The organism is Candidatus Binatia bacterium (assembly GCA_023150935.1).
Classification (GTDB): Bacteria; Desulfobacterota; Binatia; order HRBIN30; family HRBIN30; genus JAKLJW01.
This window is the reverse complement of sequence record JAKLJW010000001.1, coordinates 466521-486687: the sequence shown is the minus strand read 5'-3', so window position 1 is coordinate 486687 and position 20167 is coordinate 466521. Positions and strand designations below refer to the sequence as shown.

Annotated in this window: 16 protein-coding genes; 8 read left to right on the top strand and 8 right to left on the bottom strand. The window is 64.7% G+C overall.

The annotated features are described in order from the left end of the window. The first annotated feature begins 10 nt into the window (after window positions 1–10). From L6Q96_02095 to L6Q96_02080, 4 genes are all read left to right on the top strand, one after another. Window positions 11–616 (top strand): class I SAM-dependent methyltransferase, encoded by a 606-nt coding sequence (locus L6Q96_02095; GenBank protein MCK6553369.1) that lies wholly within the window; start codon window positions 11–13, stop codon window positions 614–616. A 24-nt stretch (window positions 617–640) separates the two neighbouring features. Next, window positions 641–1285 carry a YHS domain-containing protein gene (locus tag L6Q96_02090; GenBank protein ID MCK6553368.1) on the top strand — a complete coding sequence of 215 codons (645 nt, stop codon included), beginning with the start codon at window positions 641–643 and terminating at the stop codon, window positions 1283–1285. Window positions 1286–1562: 277 nt separating this feature from the next. Further along, a complete protein-coding gene (locus L6Q96_02085) occupies window positions 1563–3944 on the top strand; it encodes a heavy metal translocating P-type ATPase (protein MCK6553367.1) in 2382 nt (793 codons plus the stop codon). Window positions 3945–4103: 159 nt separating this feature from the next. After that, window positions 4104–4853 (top strand): PEP-CTERM sorting domain-containing protein, encoded by a 750-nt coding sequence (locus tag L6Q96_02080; GenBank protein ID MCK6553366.1) that lies wholly within the window; start codon window positions 4104–4106, stop codon window positions 4851–4853. A gap of 34 nt (window positions 4854–4887) precedes the next feature. Here L6Q96_02080 and L6Q96_02075 read toward each other — a convergent pair whose 3' ends face one another. Further along, on the bottom strand, window positions 4888–5979 hold the full coding sequence (locus L6Q96_02075) for a HAMP domain-containing histidine kinase (protein ID MCK6553365.1): 1092 nt from the start codon (window positions 5977–5979) through the stop codon (window positions 4888–4890). A gap of 16 nt (window positions 5980–5995) precedes the next feature. Beyond that, window positions 5996–6154, bottom strand: a complete 159-nt coding sequence (locus tag L6Q96_02070; GenBank protein MCK6553364.1) for an Rdx family protein — start codon at window positions 6152–6154, stop codon at window positions 5996–5998. A 274-nt stretch (window positions 6155–6428) separates the two neighbouring features. Between L6Q96_02070 and L6Q96_02065 the strand changes: the two genes are divergently transcribed. Beyond that, the gene (locus tag L6Q96_02065; protein MCK6553363.1) at window positions 6429–6824 is read left to right on the top strand and encodes a GFA family protein; all 396 of its coding nucleotides are present in this window, start codon (window positions 6429–6431) and stop codon (window positions 6822–6824) included. A gap of 105 nt (window positions 6825–6929) precedes the next feature. After that, window positions 6930–8897 carry an ATP-binding cassette domain-containing protein gene (locus L6Q96_02060; protein MCK6553362.1) on the top strand — a complete coding sequence of 656 codons (1968 nt, stop codon included), beginning with the start codon at window positions 6930–6932 and terminating at the stop codon, window positions 8895–8897. A 181-nt stretch (window positions 8898–9078) separates the two neighbouring features. Here L6Q96_02060 and L6Q96_02055 read toward each other — a convergent pair whose 3' ends face one another. Continuing rightward, window positions 9079–9840, bottom strand: a complete 762-nt coding sequence (locus L6Q96_02055; GenBank protein MCK6553361.1) for a 1-acyl-sn-glycerol-3-phosphate acyltransferase — start codon at window positions 9838–9840, stop codon at window positions 9079–9081. Between the two features lie 79 nt (window positions 9841–9919). Here L6Q96_02055 and L6Q96_02050 point away from each other — a divergent pair, with 79 nt between their 5' ends. After that, window positions 9920–10831, top strand: coding sequence for an alpha/beta hydrolase (locus tag L6Q96_02050; protein ID MCK6553360.1), 912 nt, complete (start codon window positions 9920–9922; stop codon window positions 10829–10831). 48 nt (window positions 10832–10879) lie between these two features. Here the strand turns inward: L6Q96_02050 and L6Q96_02045 are convergent, their stop codons facing one another. The 4 genes from L6Q96_02045 to L6Q96_02030 all read right to left on the bottom strand — a co-directional run bounded on the left by L6Q96_02045 (window position 10880) and on the right by L6Q96_02030 (window position 16408). Next, window positions 10880–11692, bottom strand: coding sequence for a DUF4347 domain-containing protein (locus L6Q96_02045; protein ID MCK6553359.1), 813 nt, complete (start codon window positions 11690–11692; stop codon window positions 10880–10882). Window positions 11693–11790: 98 nt separating this feature from the next. Next, entirely contained in the window at window positions 11791–13236 is a 1446-nt protein-coding gene (locus L6Q96_02040) for a SpoVR family protein (GenBank protein MCK6553358.1), read from the bottom strand. Continuing rightward, window positions 13233–14420: a sporulation protein YhbH gene (gene yhbH / locus L6Q96_02035; protein MCK6553357.1), complete on the bottom strand. Its 1188-nt coding sequence runs from the start codon at window positions 14418–14420 to the stop codon at window positions 13233–13235. Before yhbH ends, L6Q96_02040 begins: the two co-directional genes overlap by 4 nt. Before the next feature lie 50 nt (window positions 14421–14470). Further along, the gene (locus tag L6Q96_02030) at window positions 14471–16408 is read right to left on the bottom strand and encodes a serine protein kinase (protein ID MCK6553356.1); all 1938 of its coding nucleotides are present in this window, start codon (window positions 16406–16408) and stop codon (window positions 14471–14473) included. Between the two features lie 381 nt (window positions 16409–16789). On the opposite strand from L6Q96_02030, the gene L6Q96_02025 reads away from it, so the two are divergent. Continuing rightward, a complete protein-coding gene (locus L6Q96_02025; protein ID MCK6553355.1) occupies window positions 16790–17239 on the top strand; it encodes a universal stress protein in 450 nt (149 codons plus the stop codon). 58 nt (window positions 17240–17297) lie between these two features. Here the strand turns inward: L6Q96_02025 and clpB are convergent, their stop codons facing one another. Then, a complete protein-coding gene (clpB, locus tag L6Q96_02020; GenBank protein MCK6553354.1) occupies window positions 17298–19919 on the bottom strand; it encodes an ATP-dependent chaperone ClpB in 2622 nt (873 codons plus the stop codon). Window positions 19920–20167: the final 248 nt, after the last annotated feature.

The following is a 20167-nucleotide window of genomic DNA, read 5'->3' as shown; positions in this document are numbered from 1 at the left end:
GGAGGCGAGCATGGATAGGCAGTGCCAGGAGAAATGGGACCGCGCCAGTCGGACTTACGAGTGGATGACGTGGGCAGACGCACAGCGCTTTGGCGCCTCCAAGCGACGGGTATTCGCGAATCTGCGCGGCCGGTGCCTCATGGTGGCGGCGGGGACCGGTCACGACTTCGCGTTCTTCCCACCCGGCCTATCGCTGACGGCGATCGACATCAGCTCCGGCATGATCGCGGCGGCGCGCCCGCGCGCGGCGGCGTATCCGGGCGAGATCGAGCTTCGCGTGATGGACGTGCAGGCGTTGGAGTTCGACGACGCGACCTTCGACTCGATCGCAACCTCGTGCACGTTCTGCTCGGTGCCTGATCCCGTTCGCGGTCTGAGGGAGCTGTTTCGCTGCCTGCGACCCGGGGGCCGCCTGCTGATGTTCGAGCACGTGCGTAGCCGCTTCGGTCCGGTGGCGGTGATGCAGGATTTGATGACCGTGATATCGCGCCGGCTGGGGCCGGCGATGAACCGCGATACGGGAGCCAATGTCCTGAGGGCCGGCTTCGAGCTCGAGCGCGAGGAGAATGTGTACTTCGACATCGTGAAGGCGTTCTACGCCCGGCGGCCGGCGTGACCGGCGTTGGGGGCGCGGGTCCGTATGGTTGGGACGTTTGCCATCGTCGATCTGGCGGGTTTCACGGCCTTGACCGAAGCGCACGGCGACGCCGCCGCGGCGGAGTTGGCACGGACGTTTGCGGCGACCGTGCGAAGCGTGATTCCGGAGGGTGGTCGTCTGGTGAAGACCATGGGCGACGCCGTGCTGGTGGTTACGCCGGATCCGGCGGGTGCTTTGGATTTCGTGACGGCGCTGTGGGACGCGATGGCGACCGGGGACGCGCCCTGTCTGCGCGCGGGCGTGCATCACGGCACGGCCGTCGAGGTGGACGAAGACGTGTTCGGCGCGGCGGTGAACCTGACGGCACGGATCGCGGCGCAGGCCCGGGCCGACGAGGCACTGGCGACGGCGGCCGTTGTCGGAGTGGCAGCGGCGCGGGGTATTGCCGTGACCGCGCTTGGCCCCGTGACGGTGCGCAATGCCCTCGACCCGGTCGAGGTTTTTGCGCTGGCAATCCGGACCGGAGGTGTCGGTGGCGACGTGGTGGACCCGGTATGCCGGATGCGCGTCGAGCGCCGCAACGCGGCAGGGCACCTCAGGTACGTCGACCGGGACTACTACTTCTGCTCCCTCGAATGCACCGCCCGCTTCGCCGAGCGCCCGGAGGCATACGCCGCCGGCGGCTAGACGTCCGCGCCCGGTGAGGCGGGCATCGGCACCGGCAAGGCTCCGTTGGCCACTCGCATTCCGGGCATCTACGATCGGCCGCGATGGCTGGAAGCGGCGACGATGCGTCCCCGGCGCTACCGATGCGGGTGCCGATCGTCGATGACGGATGCAACATCCGTGCGCCGTTGCGGCGTGCTGCCGTTTCCCCGCGTATTTTGCTACCTTCCCGGATTGCATGGACGTAGCGCGATCCTCGGCCGGCGATCCGCCCAGCGGGACCGATCCTGTCTGTGGTATGCAAGTCGATCCGGCGGCGCCCCGGGGCGGCGCGTGGGAATACCGTGGCGTCACTTACGGTTTCTGCAACCCGAAATGCCGCGAGAAGTTCCGTGCGAATCCGGAGCACTACCTGACCCCTCGTGCCGCGGCGGAAACGCCGCCGGCTCCCGTCGGTACCACCTACACGTGCCCGATGCACCCGGAGATCCACGCCTCCGGCCCGGGGCCGTGCCCGGACTGCGGAATGGCGCTCGAGCCCGAGGAAGTCGGCCTGCCAACGCGGCTCGAATACGTCTGTCCGATGCACCCCGAAATCGTCCGCCCCGAACCCGGCGCGTGCCCGATCTGCGGCATGGCGCTGGAGCCGCGCACGGTAGCCGTCGAGGAGGCGGGTAACCCCGAGTTGCGCGACATGACCCGGCGCTTCTGGGCGAGTCTCGCGGTCACCCTGCCGGTGTTCGTGCTCGCCATGGCGGACATGATCCCGGGCCAACCGGTGCAGCACGCCCTCGGCGCGGCCACGGTGCTGTGGGTGCAGTTCCTGCTGGCGACGCCCGTGGTGTTGTGGGGGGGCTGGCCGTTCTTCGAACGCGGCTGGACATCGCTGGTCACGCGGCGGCTCAACATGTTCACCCTGATCGCTATCGGCACCGGGGTTGCGTACGCGTACAGCGTTCTGGCCACGCTCGTTCCGCACGCATTCCCGGCGGGCTTCCGCGGCCACGGCGGTCAGGTGCCGGTGTACTTCGAGGCCGCCGCCGTAATTGTCACGCTCGTCCTCTTCGGTCAGGTCCTCGAACTGCGGGCCCGACAGCGGACCAGTGGCGCGATTCGGGCGCTGCTCGGTCTCGCCCCGAAGACCGCGCGGCGCATCCAGGATGACGGCAGCGAGGCGGACGTGCCGCTGGCGGCGGTAAAGGTCGATGACCGCCTGCGCGTGCGTCCGGGGGAGAAGGTCCCCGTGGACGGCAGCGTGGTCGAGGGCGGCACCTCGATCGACGAATCGATGGTGACCGGCGAGCCGATTCCGGTGGAGAAGACCGTCGGGAGCCGAGTCACGGGTGGAACGGTCAACGGGACGGGCAGCTTCGTCATGCGTGCGGAACGGGTTGGGCAACAGACGTTGCTGGCCCAGATAGTCCGCATGGTGACGCAGGCGCAGCGCAGCCGCGCCCCGATTCAGCGGTCCGCCGATGTGGTCGCGGGCTACTTTGTACCGGCGGTGCTGGCCGTCGCAACGATCACTTTTCTCGTGTGGAGCATCCTGGGTCCCGAACCGCGGCTCGCCTATGCGCTGGTGAATGCGGTTGCGGTGCTCATCATCGCTTGTCCGTGTGCGCTCGGGTTGGCCACGCCGATGTCGATCATGGTCGGTACCGGCCGTGGCGCGACGGCCGGCGTACTGATCAGGAATGCCGAGGTCATCGAAATCCTCGAGAAGGTCGACACCGTGGTCGTGGACAAGACCGGCACGCTGACGGCGGGGAAGCCGGCGGTACAGTCGATTGTGGCGATCGACGGTTGGGAGGAGGATGCGTTACTGGCCTTCGCGGCCGGCCTCGAACGCGGTAGCGAACACCCGTTGGCGGGGGCGGTTCTGGCGGCGGCGGAGGCACGGGGTGTTGCAACGACGGCACCGTCGGATTTCCGGTCGGTCCCCGGCAAGGGCGTTGCCGGCAGGGTCGGTGGTCGCCCCGTGGCATTGGGAAACGACCGGCTGTTCGCCGATCTCGGCATCGACGCGGGTGAACTGGCTAAAGCCTGGCGAGATCTGGCCGGCTCTGGCCAGACGGTCGTCATGGTTGCGGTCGATGGAAGACCGGCGGGGTTACTCGGTGTCGCCGATCCGGTGAAGCCATCGACTCCCGAGGCGCTGGCCCTCCTGCACCGCGAGGGCATCCGCGTGGTCATGTTGACCGGGGACAGTTCGACCAGCGCCGCGGCAATCGCAAGAAGCCTCGGCATCGACACGTTCGAGGCCGAGGTACTCCCGGCACGGAAGCGCGAGATCGTTGTCCGCCTGCAAGGCGAGGGGCGCGTTGTCGCCATGGCCGGAGATGGGGTGAATGACGCCCCTGCCCTGGCTCAGGCTCATGTTGGCATCGCCATGGGAACGGGCACCGACGTCGCTATTGAAAGTGCCGGCATAACGCTCGTTAACGGCGATCTGCGCGGCATCGCCCGGGCGCGGCGACTGAGTCGCGCCACCATGCGCAACATCCGGCAGAATCTGTTTTTTGCCTTCGTGTACAACACCCTGGGCGTACCGATTGCGGCCGGGGTGCTCTACCCGGCGGCTGGACTGTTACTGAGCCCGATGCTGGCGAGCGCGGCGATGAGTTTCAGCTCCGTGTCCGTGGTCGCCAACGCGCTGCGCCTGCGGCGGACGGAATTATAACCGGCACAAAGCAGCGCGCAGTCGGCAAGTCACCCCGCATGAACAATGCCGGCTTACGGGTGCGCGTCTACACTTCCGTCCGGCAAGATTTAGAGCTTGCTAAACTCGCGCCACTCCGGTTGACTTGTAAAGGGTCGTCCCGTAGGTGCGGAGGGTAAAATGAAATCCACAATCGCCTCTCGGAGTGCGGGGACGGGACGGCTGCGCGAGGCATCCGGAACTCGCGGGCACTTTGGCGCTACTGCTGCCGTCGCCCTGCTGTTGCTGTGGTCCGCGCCCGCAACCGCCATGCCGTATCTCGATTTCGGCGTCATCGCTCCCACGACGGGCACCATTAGTTATGCGACCGCTGGTGGCGCACTCGTCGGCAGCGGCATCGACGTCGATAACATCGTTGGACTGAGTACTCCCAGTAACAACGGAACCACGGTCACCTGCGTCAACTGCATCCTGAGCTTCACCACCGGCGCCTTTGCCGGTTCGCCCAACCCGGCACGGTGGGAGTTTGGCCCCGGCGGCAGCTTGCAGATCGTGGGCGGTGTGGACTTCGACAATGACGGGAACCTCGAGATCGCCCTTGGAACCACCCTGCTGAGCGGGAGTTTCGCGGGTACCACCAGGGTGTTTGGAGCCGGCAACGTCAAGGTGGCCGCTGGCGGGTACCAGGACGTCAAGGAGTCGGGCCTGCTGTCGTTCTTCGGGCTCCCGACCAATGTCGGCTACCACGGTGGCTTCAGTTTACAGTTCTGGGCAACCGGCACTGCCCCGGGAACGTTTGCGAGCACCCAGGTTCGTTCCGGCGACTTCCTCAATAGTCCCGTTCCCGAGCCGGCAACGATGGTCCTCATGGGTAGCGGCGTGCTCGGCGCCGCGCTGCTGAGGTGGCGCGGCCGACGTACCGCCTCCTGAGAAGGACCCGGGACAAAGTCGCTTCTCGCGCCGGTCATGTCCGCGGCAGGTCGATCGTGAAGACGCTGCCGCCCTCCGGATTCTCGGCCACGCCGACTCTGCCGCCGTGCAGATCGGCGACGCGCTTCACGATCGCAACGCCGAGTCCGGTGCCCTTGGCGGCGGCCCTGTCAGGCCGCTCGAGACGGGAGAAAAGGCTCTCGCGCTCTGGCGACGGTATACCGTCGCCCCAGTCCGTCACCGCGATGCGGTAACCGAAATCCGCTTCCCCGAGCGAAACGTCGATGCGCCGTCCCGGAGGGGAGTAACGCACGGCGTTGCGCAGCAGTTGTACCAGGGCATTTTGCAGGATCGGGTTGACCATCGCGTACGACTCGGGAGCACAGCGAATGGTCACCCGTTGCTGCTTTTCGGCCACCAACTGACGAACTTCCGCGACCGCGGCGCGAATCAAAGCGCTGAGGTCGAGCCGTTCCTTCGGCAATTCCTCCGGCCCTTGCAGTTTGGCGTACAGAGTGGCGGCACGAATGATGCCGGCAAGGCGCTCGGCGCGCTGCACTACGGTGCGCAGCAGATCCTGACTTTCGTCGTCACCTTCGTGTGCCAGGAGCAGATCCGCGGCGCCAAGGATCGCGGCCACCTGATCCAGCAAGTCGTGTCGCATGACGTCAACGAACAGATCCTTGAGCCGATTTGCCGCTTCAAGCTGCTGCGTGCGTTGGGTCAGCTCCTGCTGGAGGGCCCGGCGGGCGATCGCCTGTTGCACACTGCGAGCAAGAACCCCACGGAGCACGTCCTCTTTGACAAGGTATTCCTGCGCCCCGGCACGCACTGCGGCCACGCCGGTCTCCTCGCTGTCGAGGGCAGATAGAATCACGATGGGCACATCGCCGGCGACGCTACGGATCTGGGTCAGCGTGTCCAGGCCACGACTGTCGGGGAGATCGAGGTCGAGCACTACGGCATCGAACCGTTCCTCGGCCAAGCGTGCTCTCGCAGCGGCGAGCGTGCCCACGGCGACGATCCCGAACGGGGTTGCACACCGGTCAACGAGGTATTCCCTTGCACGTCCGGCCTCTGCCGGATCGTCCTCAACGAGCAGTACTTTGATTGCCTCGTCGGTCACGGACGGGCCACCACCTTCAGTAGCCGGCTGCGTGCAGCAAAGCCTCGACCTCGCCTTCGTTCGGGAAGCGACCGTGCTCGTGCTTCGAGAAGATCAGCTTACCGTCGGCGTGCACATCGAACACGCCTCCCGTACCCCGTATGAGTTCAGCCTCGACCCGGAACTCGCGCTTCAACGACGCGGCCAAACTGGTCGCGCGGGGGAGATAGTTTCAAGGTACGCACCACTTGATGCTGACGTGCATTCTGGTCGGCCTCCTGAAAATCATTCTAGGTCGCCGAGCCGGGGCGCGGCAACCGGATCTCGCCGTCGTCGAGCCGTGCGCGCGGCCATTGGGTCCACAGTGCTCGGCGAAGTTCGTGAATCGTGCTAGATGCCCCGGGCATGCCGCGATTCGGTTCCGAAGGACTTCGCCGGAGCGCACAGAGGCCACGGTCGGAGACGCCCTCATGAGTTCGTCCGATGCCTTCGCTCGGGGCGGCTGCCACTGCGGTCGGGTACGCTTCGAGGTTGCGGCGCGACCCGAGAAGGTCGTCGTATGCAACTGCTCGGTCTGCACCAAAAAGGCGTACCTGCACTGGATCGTACCCCGGGGCGTCTTCCGGCTCCTCGCGGGGGCTGACGACCTGGTGACGTACGCCTTCAACACGGGTGCCGCCAAGCACCTATTCTGCCGCGTCTGCGGCGTCGCTCCCTACTACGTGCCGCGCTCCGATCCCGATCGGATTGACGTCAACGTCAGATGTCTCGACAACGTCGATGCGGCGGCGTTGCCAGTGGAGGAGTACGACGGGCGAAACTGGGAGGCGGCCTATGGGCGCTACCGCTCGTCCGGCGGAACGTAAGGTTGACCGCACCACTGCCACCGCGCTTGCCGGGCCAGCTCCGGCTCGCTAGGTCTGCGAGGTCGGGCGCTCGACCGACCATCCCCCACGAAGGGTGTAGCGCAGGTGTTGACCGTCAGTAATCTGAGCAAGGCCTTCGGCGGCCAGGTGGTGCTTGCCGGGGTCAATTGGTTCGTCCCCGCCGGGGCACGCGTGGCCATGGTGGGCGCGAATGGATCCGGTAAGTCCACCTTCCTCCGCATTATCGCCGGGGAGATGGAGCCCGACGGCGGGAACTTCAGCCTGCCGAAGGGCGCGACCGTAGGCTATCTGCCACAAGAGGTTTACGGCCTCGCGGGTCGGACGGTACTGGCGGAGGCGATGAGCGCATTCGAACACGTGCACGCCATCGCCGCGGCTTGCGGGCGCATCGAAGCCGCGCTGGCCGAGACCGGCGCCGACGACCCCCGCCACGAAGTCCTCATGACGGAGTACGCAGCCGCGCGCGAGGCGTGGGACGCACACGGCAGTTACGACCTGGAAAGCCGCGCGGAAGCGGTACTTGCCGGATTGGGCTTCACCGCCGACGACCTGCAACGCGACTGCAGCGAGTTCTCCGGCGGCTGGCAGATGCGTATTGCGCTCGCCAAGTTGTTGCTGGAGAAGCCCCGGCTTCTCCTGCTCGACGAACCCACGAACCATCTCGACCTCGAAGCACGCGATTGGCTCGAGGGGTTTCTGCGCGCGTACCCGCATACGGTCCTGCTGGTCGCGCACGACCGCTATTTCCTCGACCAGACGGTAACCGGCATTACCGAACTGTCGCGTGGTAAGCTGACCGACTTCACCTGCGACTACAGCCACTATCTCGTCGAGCGCGAAGAGCGGATACGTCAGCAGACGGAGGCGTATCGCCAACAGCAGGAAGAGATCGAACGCATCCAGGGCTTCATCAACCGGTTCCGGTACCAGGCATCGAAAGCCGCGCTCGTGCAGAGCCGCATCAAGCAGCTCGAGAAGCTCCCAAGGCTCGAGCCGCCGGAGGGTATGCGGACGCTGCACTTCCGCTTTCCGCAGCCACCGCGCAGCGGCCGGATGGTTCTCGAATTGCGAGGCGCGGCGAAGGCCTACGGGTCGGTGAGCGTCTACGCCGGCATCGACCTGACGATCGAGCGCGGTCGCAAGGTCGCCGTGGTCGGCCCGAACGGAGCCGGCAAGTCGACGCTGATGCGGTTGCTGGCTGGTGCAGAGCCGCTCGACCAGGGGGAACGGCGAGTCGGAAGCAACGTCTCCTTGAGCTATTTTGCCCAGGACCGCGGTGCCAGCATGGATCCGGACAAGACTGTGCTCGACGTTGTGACCGCGGCCGCGCCGCTGGACTTCGTCCCTCTCGTGCGAGCCTTTCTCGGCGCCTTCCTCTTCAGCGGCGATGCCGTGTTCAAACCCACGCGCGTGCTCAGCGGCGGCGAGCGCAGCCGATTGGCGCTGGCGACGTTACTGCTGCACCCGACCAACTGCCTGCTGCTCGACGAACCGACAAACCATCTCGACCTCGCCGCAAAGGAGGTGCTGCTAGAGGCGCTGCTGGCATATGCGGGGACGTTGGTATTCGTCGCCCACGACCGTTACTTCCTCGACCGCCTTCCCGACGAGATCGTCGAAGTCGGGCATGGCACGGCGGTGCGTTATCTGGGTAACTACGATGAATACCTGCGGGCCAAGGAACGCGAGGCGCAGGCACCGCTGGCGCCGACCGCACTGCGGTCGGCTGGACTGCCGGTGACGGCAGCGCTGTCGCGGGACTCGCGCACCGCAGCGCCCACGCCGCCCGATCGGGAGGCGGAGAAGCGGGCGGCCCGCGAAGCGGCGAAACGGACGCGCGAGCTGGCAACCATCGAGGCGCAGATCGCTGCCACGGAAGAGGAACTGAGCCGGGTCGTAGAGGTCATCAACGCGCAGAACTTCTACATGACGCACCCGAACCCCCAGTCGATTTTCAGCCAGTACGCCCGCCTCAAGACGGTTATCGAATCGCTCTACGAGAAGCTCGAGCGCCTCGATCGCAAGCAGGCCGAGCAGGGCCAGCCAACCTGAGCCCGGTCGCTTACTTCCGCTACTTCGAAGAATGATCAAACCGGCCGCAACCGGAACGCAGCGGCCTGGCCATGCAGACCTGCGAAGGCGGGGGGGGCGGGTTTCCGCACGCCACGCACGCGGGCGGCGCGCCCCAGCCGTCCTGCCGCTGCGCGGCGACTTCTCAGGCCGGGTATCCCTGTTAGACGGCGGCGCGCGCGGGCGGGAAGTCGCGGAGCGGCTCTCCGAGATCGCTCGCGAAACGCGCGAAGACGGTGGCCACTAGCTCCTCGACGGACATATGGGCAAAGGTTCTGTACGGGATCTCGTCGAGCACTCGAACGCGAATGGAATGGCGTCCCTGGAGAACGAAGCCGCGCTTCGGCAACGCATTGGCCGTCCCTTCCACGATGATCGGGAGCAACGGCGCCGCGGCTTTCTTGGCGATGGTGAAGGCGCCGTGCTTGAAAGCCTTGAGGCGACCATCGGCGGAGCGCGTGCCTTCCGGGAACATCATGATCGAATTCCCTTCCGCCAGGGTTGCCCAGCAGGCCTCCATCATCTTCTCGATGCTCGCCGAGTCGCCGCGGCGAAGCTTGATGTAACGATTCAGGCTCATGTTCCAGCCGACGCACGGCACGCGGAAGTTCTCGATCTTCGACACCCACTTGAAGTGTACGAACAGGCGGAACAGAACAAGGATGTCGAGCAGCGACTGATGGTTCGCAACCATCACGTAGGCGGTCTTGCGGTCGATCTTTTCCCGTCCCTCGATGTGCACGCGCCAGACCGGGTTCAACCACGTATACAGGGACGCCCAGAAGCACGTGAACCGGTGCAGGACGACGAGACGCCGATCGAACAAAAGGGTCACGGCCCAGATGAGCACCGCCACCGGAAACAGCGCTATCGACGTGACGACGAGGAACACCCAGAACAGGGCCGACAGTACTCGTTTGAGCAACACGATCCTCTGGTAGCACGACGCCGTGCTCGGTCAACCGCCTTCCCCCCGGTCCGCCCCCCGGATAGTGTGAAGACGCATGACCGAGAGCGACGCCATCGGCTCGGAACGGGTCGTTGCCAACGGGCTCAACTTCCATGTGGCGACCTGCGGCACGGGCGATCGACTTGCCCTGTGCCTGCACGGTTTCCCCGAATCGTCGTTCTCCTGGCGCTATCAGCTTCCGCTGTTTGCGCGCCTCGGTTACCGCGCATGGGCACCCGACCTGCGCGGTTATGGAAGGACCGACCGTCCGGGCGACGTGACCGCGTACGCCATCGAGCATCTCCTCGACGACGTCGCCGGTCTCGTGGACGCCAGCGGTGCGACCTCGACGCTGCTGGTTGCCCACGATTGGGGCGGCGTGATCGCGTGGTACTTCGCGATGCGTCGCGTGCGCGCCATCGAGCGATTGGTGGTCATGAACCTGCCGCACCCGGCCATCCTGGAGCGGGCGCTACGGCGCGGGCGTCAGGCCTTGCGGTCCTGGTACGTGCTGTTCTTCCAGTTGCCCCGATTGCCGGAGCTGGCGCTCCGTGCCGGCCAAGCGCGCGCGGTCGGGCGGGCGTTCCGCGCCATGGCGGTAGACAAGGACCGTTTTCCCGAGGAGGTGCTCGACGTCTACCGCCGCAACGCGCTCGAACCCGGCGCGATGACGGCCATGCTCAACTACTACCGTGCTTTCGTGCGCGGCGGGGGCGGGAGACGACAGCGCCGCCTGGGTTATCCGCCGATCGAAGTTCCGACATTGATGATCTGGGGTGAGCACGATATCGCGCTCGGCAAGGAGACCACATACGGCACGGAGGCCTATGTAAGGAACCTGACGCTCCGCTATCTGCCGCGGGTCTCCCACTGGGTGCAGCAGGAAGCGCCGGAGGTCGTCAATAGCATGCTCGAAGCGTGGCTCTTGGGGCAGTCCGTGCCGCTGGCGTTGGAGGTCGAGCCGTAGCAGCGAAGCCGGTCCCTCGTTCGACCGGGCGGGGCGCCTCGTAATCCACTATCGGACCGGATCTCTGCGCCTGAAGTTGCCGGTACCTGCGGGGTACGCCGGTGCGCGGGGGTGAACCCGGTCTCGTTGCGGGCTGCCCACACTCTTTGCTTCGGGGAGCGCCGCTTTGCCGCCGGCCCCGCTCGCCTTAAGCTTCTCGATCGCATTGCGACTGACCACCCACGTCGGCCACGTGCGGCGGTTGTACGGGTCACATGAGTGTCCGTAGGCCCCGTGGCCGGGGCACCCATCGGAACCGCACCGGTTCTTAAAGAGCGGATCGTGTTCCTGAAAATACGTGAACTCGAACAGGGGAGCCCTGACGATCTTACCGTTATGGGCCCACTTCGCCTCGTTCGACCATTCGTCATTGCGGAGCGCGGTCTTCGAGGACGATTTCACCGCCCCCGGACCCGGAGTCGGGCCCGCCGTCTCATTAGCGGTATTGAAGCCGATCACGTCACGGCCCGGCCACATCGATGACAGCTTTGTCAGGAGGCGGTCGCCTTCGACTCCACCCCCGGCTGTGCACGCATAGAAGATCACGCGGGCTCCGGCATTGAGGACCTGGCCCAGCTTGACGACATCGCCGCGCATACCATCCACGGTCTCCCAGGTGAGCGGCGGATCGAGGTCGACGTAACCGTTGCGGTCGCCATGGGCAACGATGCAGAGCCGGTCCACGTGAGTGCAGGACTCGGCCCGCATCTTTGTGTACAGGTCGGGCAGACCCCCGAACGGAATGGCCGTCCAGTCGGTGGTATTCACGAACCTGCTCTGGACTCCGTGATAGGCCCAGACCTGCTCTCTTCTGTCGGCCATCTCCTACCTCGCCAAGTCACCGACACGCCTTGCGTCGCCGTGCCGCCCACAAGGACGGATCGTAATCGCGGCGGTCGTGGCGCGATCTGCGGTTGGCGTTACCTCACCGGCTTCGTCGAGAAGCCGCGGTCGTTGTAAGTCAACAGGCTGCGCTTGCCGTCCACCTCAGTCTCCAATGTCACTTCGCGTTGCCACAGCCGGTGCACGTACGCCAGGGTCTTCTCCGCCGACTCGAGGTGGAGGTCCCGGCCGTCATGGTCGTGCACGAGGTAGAGGGTGCGGTTGCCGCCGAAGTCGCCGTCGACGATCTGTAGTACCGGAACGCCACCCATGCCGACGGAGCGGAGCAGCGTCTCCTTTACCTTTTCCCAGCCGTCGTCGTCGCCGACCTGGGTTACGACCAGGTCGGCGTCGCGGGCCTGGTACTCGAAGAGGTCGAGCTCGCGGATCAACTCGCGCGTGAGATGGCGTCGCAGGAAAGAGACATCGCGATCGGCCGCGCGCACCTCGAAGATCTTCGCCGTGCCGCTCGGCCGGTTCGGCCCCAGCTCGGCAGCCTCCTCGGGTGTCGGATTGTCGTACCGACGTTGAATGTCCTCCCAGACCCTGAAGCCGAGGTGATAGGGGTTGAGCCCGCCGGGGAAAGGCCGCACCACCTGGTTGTGCCGGACGATGAACTCGAGCTGAAGGTCTTGCGGGAGCTCCAAACTGTCGAGGATGCGCTTGTGCCAGTACGAGGCCCAGCCTTCGTTCATGATCTTGGTTTCGATCTGAGGAATGAAGTACCGGGCCTCTTCGTGGACGATGGTCAGCACATCCTTTTGCCACTCGCTGAGGTGCGGGTTGTAGTCGCGGATGAAGAGCAGCAGATCAGCCTCGGGTTCGAGCGGCACGCGGGTCAGCTCCGGCTCGACGTACTCGACACGCCGATGGACGCGACTGAAGGGATCGTCCTGGGGTGCGGCGGCCTCGAGAATGGCGGTGCGCTGTTCCTGCGGGGTCCGTTTGCGCACGGCGAGATTCCGCCGGCACTGTAACGAGAGGGCATGGGCGGCATCGAGCAAGTTCTCGACCTTGTTCAGGCCGATGCTGGGGTCTTCGACGTAGGACCTGATGCGGTTGCCGTGGGCCTTGAAGGTGGAGATGGTGAACTCGGCGCGGGTGCTACGGAAGGTGAAGTTGTTCTTGAAGAAGTCGTTGTGGCCGTAAACGTGGGCGATGGTAAGGACCTGGAGCAGCAGCGAGTTGTCACGCATCAGGTAGGCGAGCGCGGGGTTGGCGTTGATCACCATCTCGTACGGCAGGCCGGAGACGCCGTAATCGTAAAGAGTTTTCAGCTTTTCGTAGGCTTTGCCGTACGACCAGTGCGGGTAGTGCGACGGCATACCGGAGTATGCCATGTACCCGAGCATCTGCATGTGGTCGCAGATCTCGAACTCCTGCGGGAAGCAGTCGAGTCCGAACGCTGCCACGCGTTGCCGGATGCGCGTGTCCCAGCCCTCGAGATCGGCGATGTCGTAAGTGCGGGGCATGGGCGTGCTCATGTGCCAGCGGCACGGTCTTTAGCCAGCAGCGCCTTGAAGGCCGGCCAGATGTCCTCCTTACGTTCGATCAGGACGGTCTGGAAGTTGTCCGCTTCGAGGCGCCGGAAGAGACTTAGCATCGAACTCTCGTAGTATCGCGACCCGAGCGGCTTGATTTCGCCGTAGCCGAACAGATTGCAGATCTCGGTCAGCGCAGTTGCGGCCCGCATCGCGGTCGGGTTGTCGGAATCGAAGTTGTCGCCGTCGGAGCAGTGGAAGGCGTACACGTTCCACAACGACGGATGGTAGCGCTCGGCAACGATGTCGAGGGCTTTCTGGTAGCCGGCGGAGATAAAGGTCCCGCCCGATTCGCCCTTGTGGAAGAACTCCTCTTCGGTCACCTCGCGGGCCTGGGTGTGGTGGGCGATGAACACCAACTCGACGTTGCGATAGCGGGTGCGGATAAATTGGAACAGTAGAAAGAAGAAGCTGCGGGCGAGGTATTTCTTCATCTTGTCCATGGACCCCGACGTATCCATGATGCAAATGACCACGGCATTCGACTCCATCCGGGTGTCGGGTTCGATATGCCGGTAAACGAGGTCGCCGTCGTGGAACGGGAAGCGCTCCGGCACGGTACCCGCCCGTTCCGGCGAACGTCTGGCGGCCAGCTCGCGGCGAACCTTCTCTTTGACCGTGCGGCGCTTGTCGAGGCGGACGCGAATACCCTTGGCGCGGTAGCCCTTGCGCTTGCTTTGCCGGAGCGCGGCGATTTCCCGCAGGCGCCGGCGTTCGAGGTCGGGCAGTTCGAGGTCCTCGAACATGATGTCGATCAGTTCTTCGAGGGTGACGTCGGTTTCGTAGTAGTCGACGCCGGGGCGATCGCCGGCCTTATCGACGCCGACGCGTTCCTGCGGGCCGGCCTTTCCCACGATCTGCCCCGGCTGCGTCTCGCCGTCGCCCTGACCGACGCCGGGCGTATTGTCTCCGTAAACGAATCGATACTCCCGGATGCCGCGAATGGGCACCTTGATGATGCGCTCCCGATCTTTTCCGATGATCGATTCCTCGGCGACGATGTCGGCAATGTTGTCGCGAATCGACTGGCGGACCTTCTGCCGGTGGCGCAGCCGGTCGCTACTGGCGCGATCGCTACGCTCCGCATCGGACGGTCGAAACGGCCGGAAGATCGAATCCACGGACATCGCACTGACCAAAGGCGGGCCGGCGCCGGTGCGGCGACCCACAGCAGTTCTCAATCCTTCCAGAGATTGTTGGCAGCGTATTTCAGGACGACATCGACGCACGACGGGCAGTAGCCGTTCTCCAGGAGGTTCTTGACCATGGCGTCGTATTTCTCGCTCTGTTCCTCGTCTCGCGTGCGGGCTTTGGTGATAATACGGCTGATGTCGCGCACGGAGGTCATGAGTTTCTTCTCTATCGCCTCTTTCAGCGGTTCGTAGCTCTTGTAGCTGATACGTTCGCCCCGCCGGCTGGCGGCCCAGAGATACGCAATGACCTCCTGGCGGAAGCCTTCCGCCGCCGAGCCGATGATCGCGATCTGCTCTTCGATGGACTTGAGAAAGCTCTCGTCCGGGTGCAGCTCCTCCTTGGTGTTGCGGTCGCGCACCTTGGTCTTGTTCACGTACGCCTCGGCGTGATCGAGGTAGTTCTGAAACAAGGTCTCGGCTTGCTCCTGGTAGGAAAAGACGAAGGCCTTGGTGATCTCCTTCTCCAGCAGCTCGAGGTACTCCTTGTGCAGGGCGTCCTGCACGAAGTCGAGGTATTGCTTGCGAGAGTCGTCGGGCAGATCGGCTTCCTTAGTCATGTTGATCAGCGCCTCGCGCACGCCGATCGGGTTGATGCACTCGCCTTCGATGCTGTCGGACAGGGCGTTGTCGAGGGCTTTCATGATGAAGCGCGTGGAGATGCCGCTCATGCCCTCGCGCTTGGCTTCGTCGCGCAACTCGCGCGCATCGAGCTTCTTCGTGCGGCCCTTCTCGATGACCTCTTCGCCGTTGTAGAGCTTGAGCTTGGTCATCAGGTCGCACTTGGGTGTCGGTTCGAGGCGCGACAGGATGGCGAACATCGACGCCATCTCCAGGGTGTGTGGGGCTACGTGGGCGCGAAAGTCCGAGTTGCGGATGATCTTCTGGTAGATCTTCACCTCCTCGGAGAGGCGGAGGTTGTACGGCACCTTGACGACGACGATGCGGTCGAGGATGGCTTCGTTGGTGTGGTCGGCCTTGAACTTCTGCCACTCGGCCTCGTTCGAGTGCGCGACGATAACCGTGTCGAGATAGACCATGCCGTGGCGGCCGGGGGCCGGGATGACCTTTTCCTGTGTCGCCGTGATCATGGCGTGCAGGTACTCGGTCTCGTTCTTGAATACTTCGATGAACTCGACCATGCCGCGGTTACCAACGTTCAGGGCGCCGTTCAGGTCGAGCACGCGCGGATCACCCTCCGAGTAGAGATCGAGCTTGGAGATGTCCTCGCTGCCGATGAGCACGGAGGTGTCCTGGTTGTTCGGATCGACCGGCGGCACGATCCCGACCCCGCGCCGGTTGCGCTTGGAAAACGTCGCGGTAGCGATCGGGAAGTCCTCGTAGCGCTCGCCGAACTCCTGGCGCAGGCGGTAGCGGCACACCGGGCAGAGGTCGCCTTCGATGTGGACACCCAGCATCTTCTCGAATTCGCGCCGCAGATGGCGGGGGATCAGATGCAAGGGCTCCTCGAACATCGGGCAGCTGTCAATCGCGAAGAACGGCCCGCTCTCCGACAGGCCGCGCTGCAGGCGTTCGACCAGAGAACTCTTGCCCGAGCCCACCGGGCCCATCAGGTAGAGGACCTGTCGGCTCTCCTCGCCCTTTAGCGCCGCCGAATGGAAGTATCGGGCGATCTGCGCAACGACCTTCTCGATCCCGAAGAACTGATCCGAAAAGAACTGGTAGACCTTGACCGGTTCGTCCTTGAACAGACGCTTGATGCGCGCGTCATCGGTGTCGTTGACGTCGCGGATACCCGATCTCGAGATGACGTCGTGTAAGCGGGCATGGGCCAGCTTGACGATGCCGGGATCCTCGCGCACCTTGTCGAGATACTCGAGGAACGACCCCCGCCATTGCCGCGACTCCCGACCCGCGCGGTCTCCCTTTATAAGTTGCTCAAAAGCTGCCTTCGTGTCTTCCATCGCTCGCTCCTTCGGCTACCCAGCGCCCCCTCAACCGCCGCTCCGCCCCCGGTGCGCTCGTCACCCGCCCCTTCATGTCGTCGACAGCTCCTGGAGATGGCGGAAGCCACCGGCCAGCCCGGCTGGCAAGGGCCAGTCGGCAAGCTGCATACATATCCTGGGCGGGTACGGAAGCGCGGCATCAGCGCAGTGAGCGTAGACACACCGTGCGTGACGGTTCGCCTTACTGCCCTGACGGTATCGAGCATCTGGAAAGAGGCTAACACCCGCCCCCCAGTGGGTCAACAAATTTCACCCGCGCAGCAACCCGCGGCTCCCCGGTTGCGGCTTGTCGCCTGCACCGGCCTGCGCTAAGCACGGTGCGACGCAAGCGCATCTCTCATGGCAAAGCAGACGACCCCGACCGCCGTTCCGCAGGCCGTGCTGGTTGCGATGGATTTCTCTCCCGGCGCGCACCGCGCTCTCGAAGTGGCACTGAGCTGGTGCCCGCGCGGCGAGGTAACCGCTCTGCACGTTCTCGATTCCGACTTTGCCGGTCGGATCGAGCAACAGGGCCTGGGATCGAGCGCCGAAGTGCTGACCCGCCTGCGCTCCCGCGCGGACGAGGCGTTCGGCTGGTTGCTCGACGAAAAAGGGGCGGAAGCGTTCGCCCCGATGATTGTCGAAGGCATCCCGTTCGTGGAGATCGTCAAGGTAGCCAGCGATCTCGACGTGGACCTGATCGCCATGGGCATGCACCGGCACGCACCGCGCGTCGACCGGCTGCTGTTCGGCAGCACGGCCGAGAAGGTGATGCGCACCAGCAGCCGACCGGTCTTGTGCGTGCCGTAGGGTTTCGGATCGGCCGTAATTCGACCCCGCCGGGCGGGGTCGCTCGACCGCCCCGGACTCACGCCGCCTCGACCAGCGGCTCCTTGGTAAACGCTAATTGTCCGTTGGCGTAGTCGACCAGCACACGGGTACTGTCGTGGATCTCGCCGGCAACGATCTTGCGACCAAGGGTCGTCTCCAGCTCCTTTTGCAGGAGGCGTTTGAGCGGGCGCGCTCCGTAGACGGGGTCGTAACCCACGCGAGCGAAATGTTCGAGAGCGGCGCCGGTGAGCTGCACCTCGATCTTCCGATCGGCCAGTCGCTTGCGGAGCCGGCCGAGCTGTATGTCGACGATTTGCTGGAGCTGTTCCCGGGTCAGACCGTGGAAGACTACGATCTCGTCGACGCGGTTGAGGAACTCCGGCCGGAAATGCTGCCGTAAGGCCTCCAGAACTTCGGCGCGCATCTGCTCGAAGGCCTCGGGATCGTCACCGCCGCGATGGCCGAGGATGAGCTGACTGCCGATGTTGGAGGTCATGATGACGACGGCGTTCTTGAAGTCGACCGTCCGTCCCTGGCCGTCGGTAAGCCGTCCGTCGTCGAGGATCTGCAACAAGGCGTTGAAGACGTCGGCATGCGCCTTCTCGACCTCGTCGAAGAGAATCACGGCGTACGGGCGACGACGCACGGCCTCGGTAAGCTGGCCACCTTCCTCGTAACCCACGTATCCCGGTGGCGCTCCGATCAGTCTCGCCACGGTATGCTTCTCCATGTACTCCGACATGTCGAGTCGAATCATCGCCGCCTCGTCGTCGAAGAGAAACTCGGCGAGAGCGCGGGCGAGTTCGGTCTTGCCGACACCTGTGGGGCCGAGGAAGATGAACGAGCCTATCGGCCGATTGGGATCCTTGATGCCCGCCCGGGCCCGGATCACGGCGTCGGCAACGGCGGTCACCGCTTCGTCCTGACCGATCACGCGCCGGTGCAAGGCCTCTTCGAGGTGCAGCAGCTTCTGCATCTCCCCTTCCATCAGCTTCGACACGGGCACGCCGGTCCACCGGGAGACCACCTCGGCGATATCGTCCTCGTCGACGTCCTCCTTGATGAGTCGTGTCGCCTTCTGCTCGCCGCTGAGGCGCTCCTCTTCGCTACCCAGATCGCGCTCCAGCTGGGCCAGGGTACCGTACTTGAGTTCGGCGACACGGTTCAGGTCATACTGCCGTTCGGCCTTTTCGATCTCGACCTTGGTCTCTTCGATGCGGCGGCGGAGATCGCGCAGACGGGTAATGGCGCCTTTCTCGACCTCCCAGCGGGCACGCAGCGCATCGGCTTCGGACCGCAGCTCGCCGAGCTCCTTCTCCAGCTTTTCGAGCCGCGCGCGTGAAGGCTTATCGGTTTCCTTCTTGAGCGCCTCGCGTTCGATCTCCAATTGCATGACCCGCCGGGACACCTCGTCCAGTTCGGCCGGCATCGAGTCGATCTCGGTGCGCAGCTTTGCGGCGGCCTCATCGACGAGATCGATTGCCTTATCCGGCAGGAAGCGGTCGGTGATGTAACGCTGCGAAAGGACGGCCGCGGTCACCAACGCGCCATCCCTTATTCTGACGCCATGGTGGACCTCGTAACGTTCGCGCAGGCCGCGCAGGATGGAGATCGTGTCCTCGACCGACGGGGGTTCAACCAACACAGGCTGGAAGCGTCGCTCGAGGGCGGCGTCTTTCTCGATGTGTTTGCGGTATTCGTTGAGCGTCGTTGCTCCAATGCAATGAAGCTCGCCCCGGGCCAGCATCGGTTTGAGCAGATTACTGGCGTCCATCGCGCCCTCGGCCGCACCCGCGCCGACGACGGTGTGGAGCTCGTCGATGAACAGGATGACCTCGCCCTCGGCGTCCTGCACTTCCTTGAGCACCGCCTTGAGTCGTTCTTCGAACTCCCCGCGAAACTTCGCGCCGGCGACCAGCGCACCCATATCGAGGACGACGACTCGACGGTCCTTGAGTCCCTCTGGGACGTCTTTGCGAACGATCCGCTGGGCCAGGCCCTCGACGATCGCGGTCTTGCCGACACCCGGCTCGCCGATGAGCACCGGGTTGTTCTTGGTTCGACGTGACAGCACCTGCACCACGCGGCGGATTTCCTCGTCGCGTCCGATTACCGGGTCGAGCTTGCCCTGCCCCGCCAGCTTGGTCAGATCGCGGCCATAGCGCTCCAGTGCCTGATAGGTCCCCTCGGGGTTTGTGCTGGTAACCCGCTGCCCGCCGCGGATCTTCTGCAAGGCAGTCATGAAGGCGTCGCGCGTCACCCCGGCAGCCTTCAGTAACTTGCCGGCGGCCCCGGTGTCATCCAGCATCGCGAGCAGGATGTGTTCAATGCTGACGAACTCGTCCTTCAGGGCCTTGGCCTGATCTTCGGCGCCGGCGAGCAGACGACTGAGGCGCTGAGTTACATAGATCTGATCTGGGGTCGCTCCGGGGCCCGAAACCCCCGGGATGCGGTCGAGCTCCTGCATGGCCCTGGACTGCAGCGCTCGTACATCGTAACCCAATGATTGCAGGATGGCCGTGGTCAGTCCGTCGCTGGGCTCCAGGAGCGCGACCAGAAGATGCTCGACGTCGACGCTCTGGTGATTACGTCGGGTCGCCTTTGCCTGCGCCTCGCGGAGCGCTTCCTGGGATTTCTCGGTGAATCGATTGACGTTCATTCCTTCTCCAATTCGTCAATCGGGGTAATCACGATTCATGCCAAGACAACCTGCCATCCACGGTCATGGCACGCCGCAACTCGCCGCTGACACGGTCACCAGGGTAACTCGGCCAGAGGCGACCTGACACACCGTTCTCCGGTTTTCATCGCACAACCAGCGGGCTTTCCCGATCCGGCGTCGCGGAGCGCCGAGTAGGGGCCGGGCGCGTTGACAAGGCGCCACCACGGCGGGTAGCGTGCGAGTAA

What these genes read in the sequence shown, in the direction of transcription:
- L6Q96_02095 (MCK6553369.1), top strand. Translation starts at nt 11, where the DNA reads ATGGATAGGCAGTGCCAGGAGAAATGGGACCGCGCCAGTCGGACTTAC.
- L6Q96_02090 (MCK6553368.1), top strand. Translation starts at nt 641, where the DNA reads ATGGTTGGGACGTTTGCCATCGTCGATCTGGCGGGTTTCACGGCCTTG.
- L6Q96_02085 (MCK6553367.1), top strand. Translation starts at nt 1,563, where the DNA reads ATGCAAGTCGATCCGGCGGCGCCCCGGGGCGGCGCGTGGGAATACCGT.
- L6Q96_02080 (MCK6553366.1), top strand. Translation starts at nt 4,104, where the DNA reads ATGAAATCCACAATCGCCTCTCGGAGTGCGGGGACGGGACGGCTGCGC.
- L6Q96_02065 (MCK6553363.1), top strand. Translation starts at nt 6,429, where the DNA reads ATGAGTTCGTCCGATGCCTTCGCTCGGGGCGGCTGCCACTGCGGTCGG.
- L6Q96_02050 (MCK6553360.1), top strand. Translation starts at nt 9,920, where the DNA reads ATGACCGAGAGCGACGCCATCGGCTCGGAACGGGTCGTTGCCAACGGG.
- L6Q96_02045 (MCK6553359.1), bottom strand. Translation starts at nt 11,692, where the DNA reads ATGGCCGACAGAAGAGAGCAGGTCTGGGCCTATCACGGAGTCCAGAGC.
- L6Q96_02040 (MCK6553358.1), bottom strand. Translation starts at nt 13,236, where the DNA reads ATGAGCACGCCCATGCCCCGCACTTACGACATCGCCGATCTCGAGGGC.
- yhbH (MCK6553357.1), bottom strand. Translation starts at nt 14,420, where the DNA reads ATGTCCGTGGATTCGATCTTCCGGCCGTTTCGACCGTCCGATGCGGAG.
- L6Q96_02030 (MCK6553356.1), bottom strand. Translation starts at nt 16,408, where the DNA reads ATGGAAGACACGAAGGCAGCTTTTGAGCAACTTATAAAGGGAGACCGC.
- L6Q96_02025 (MCK6553355.1), top strand. Translation starts at nt 16,790, where the DNA reads ATGGCAAAGCAGACGACCCCGACCGCCGTTCCGCAGGCCGTGCTGGTT.
- clpB (MCK6553354.1), bottom strand. Translation starts at nt 19,919, where the DNA reads ATGAACGTCAATCGATTCACCGAGAAATCCCAGGAAGCGCTCCGCGAG.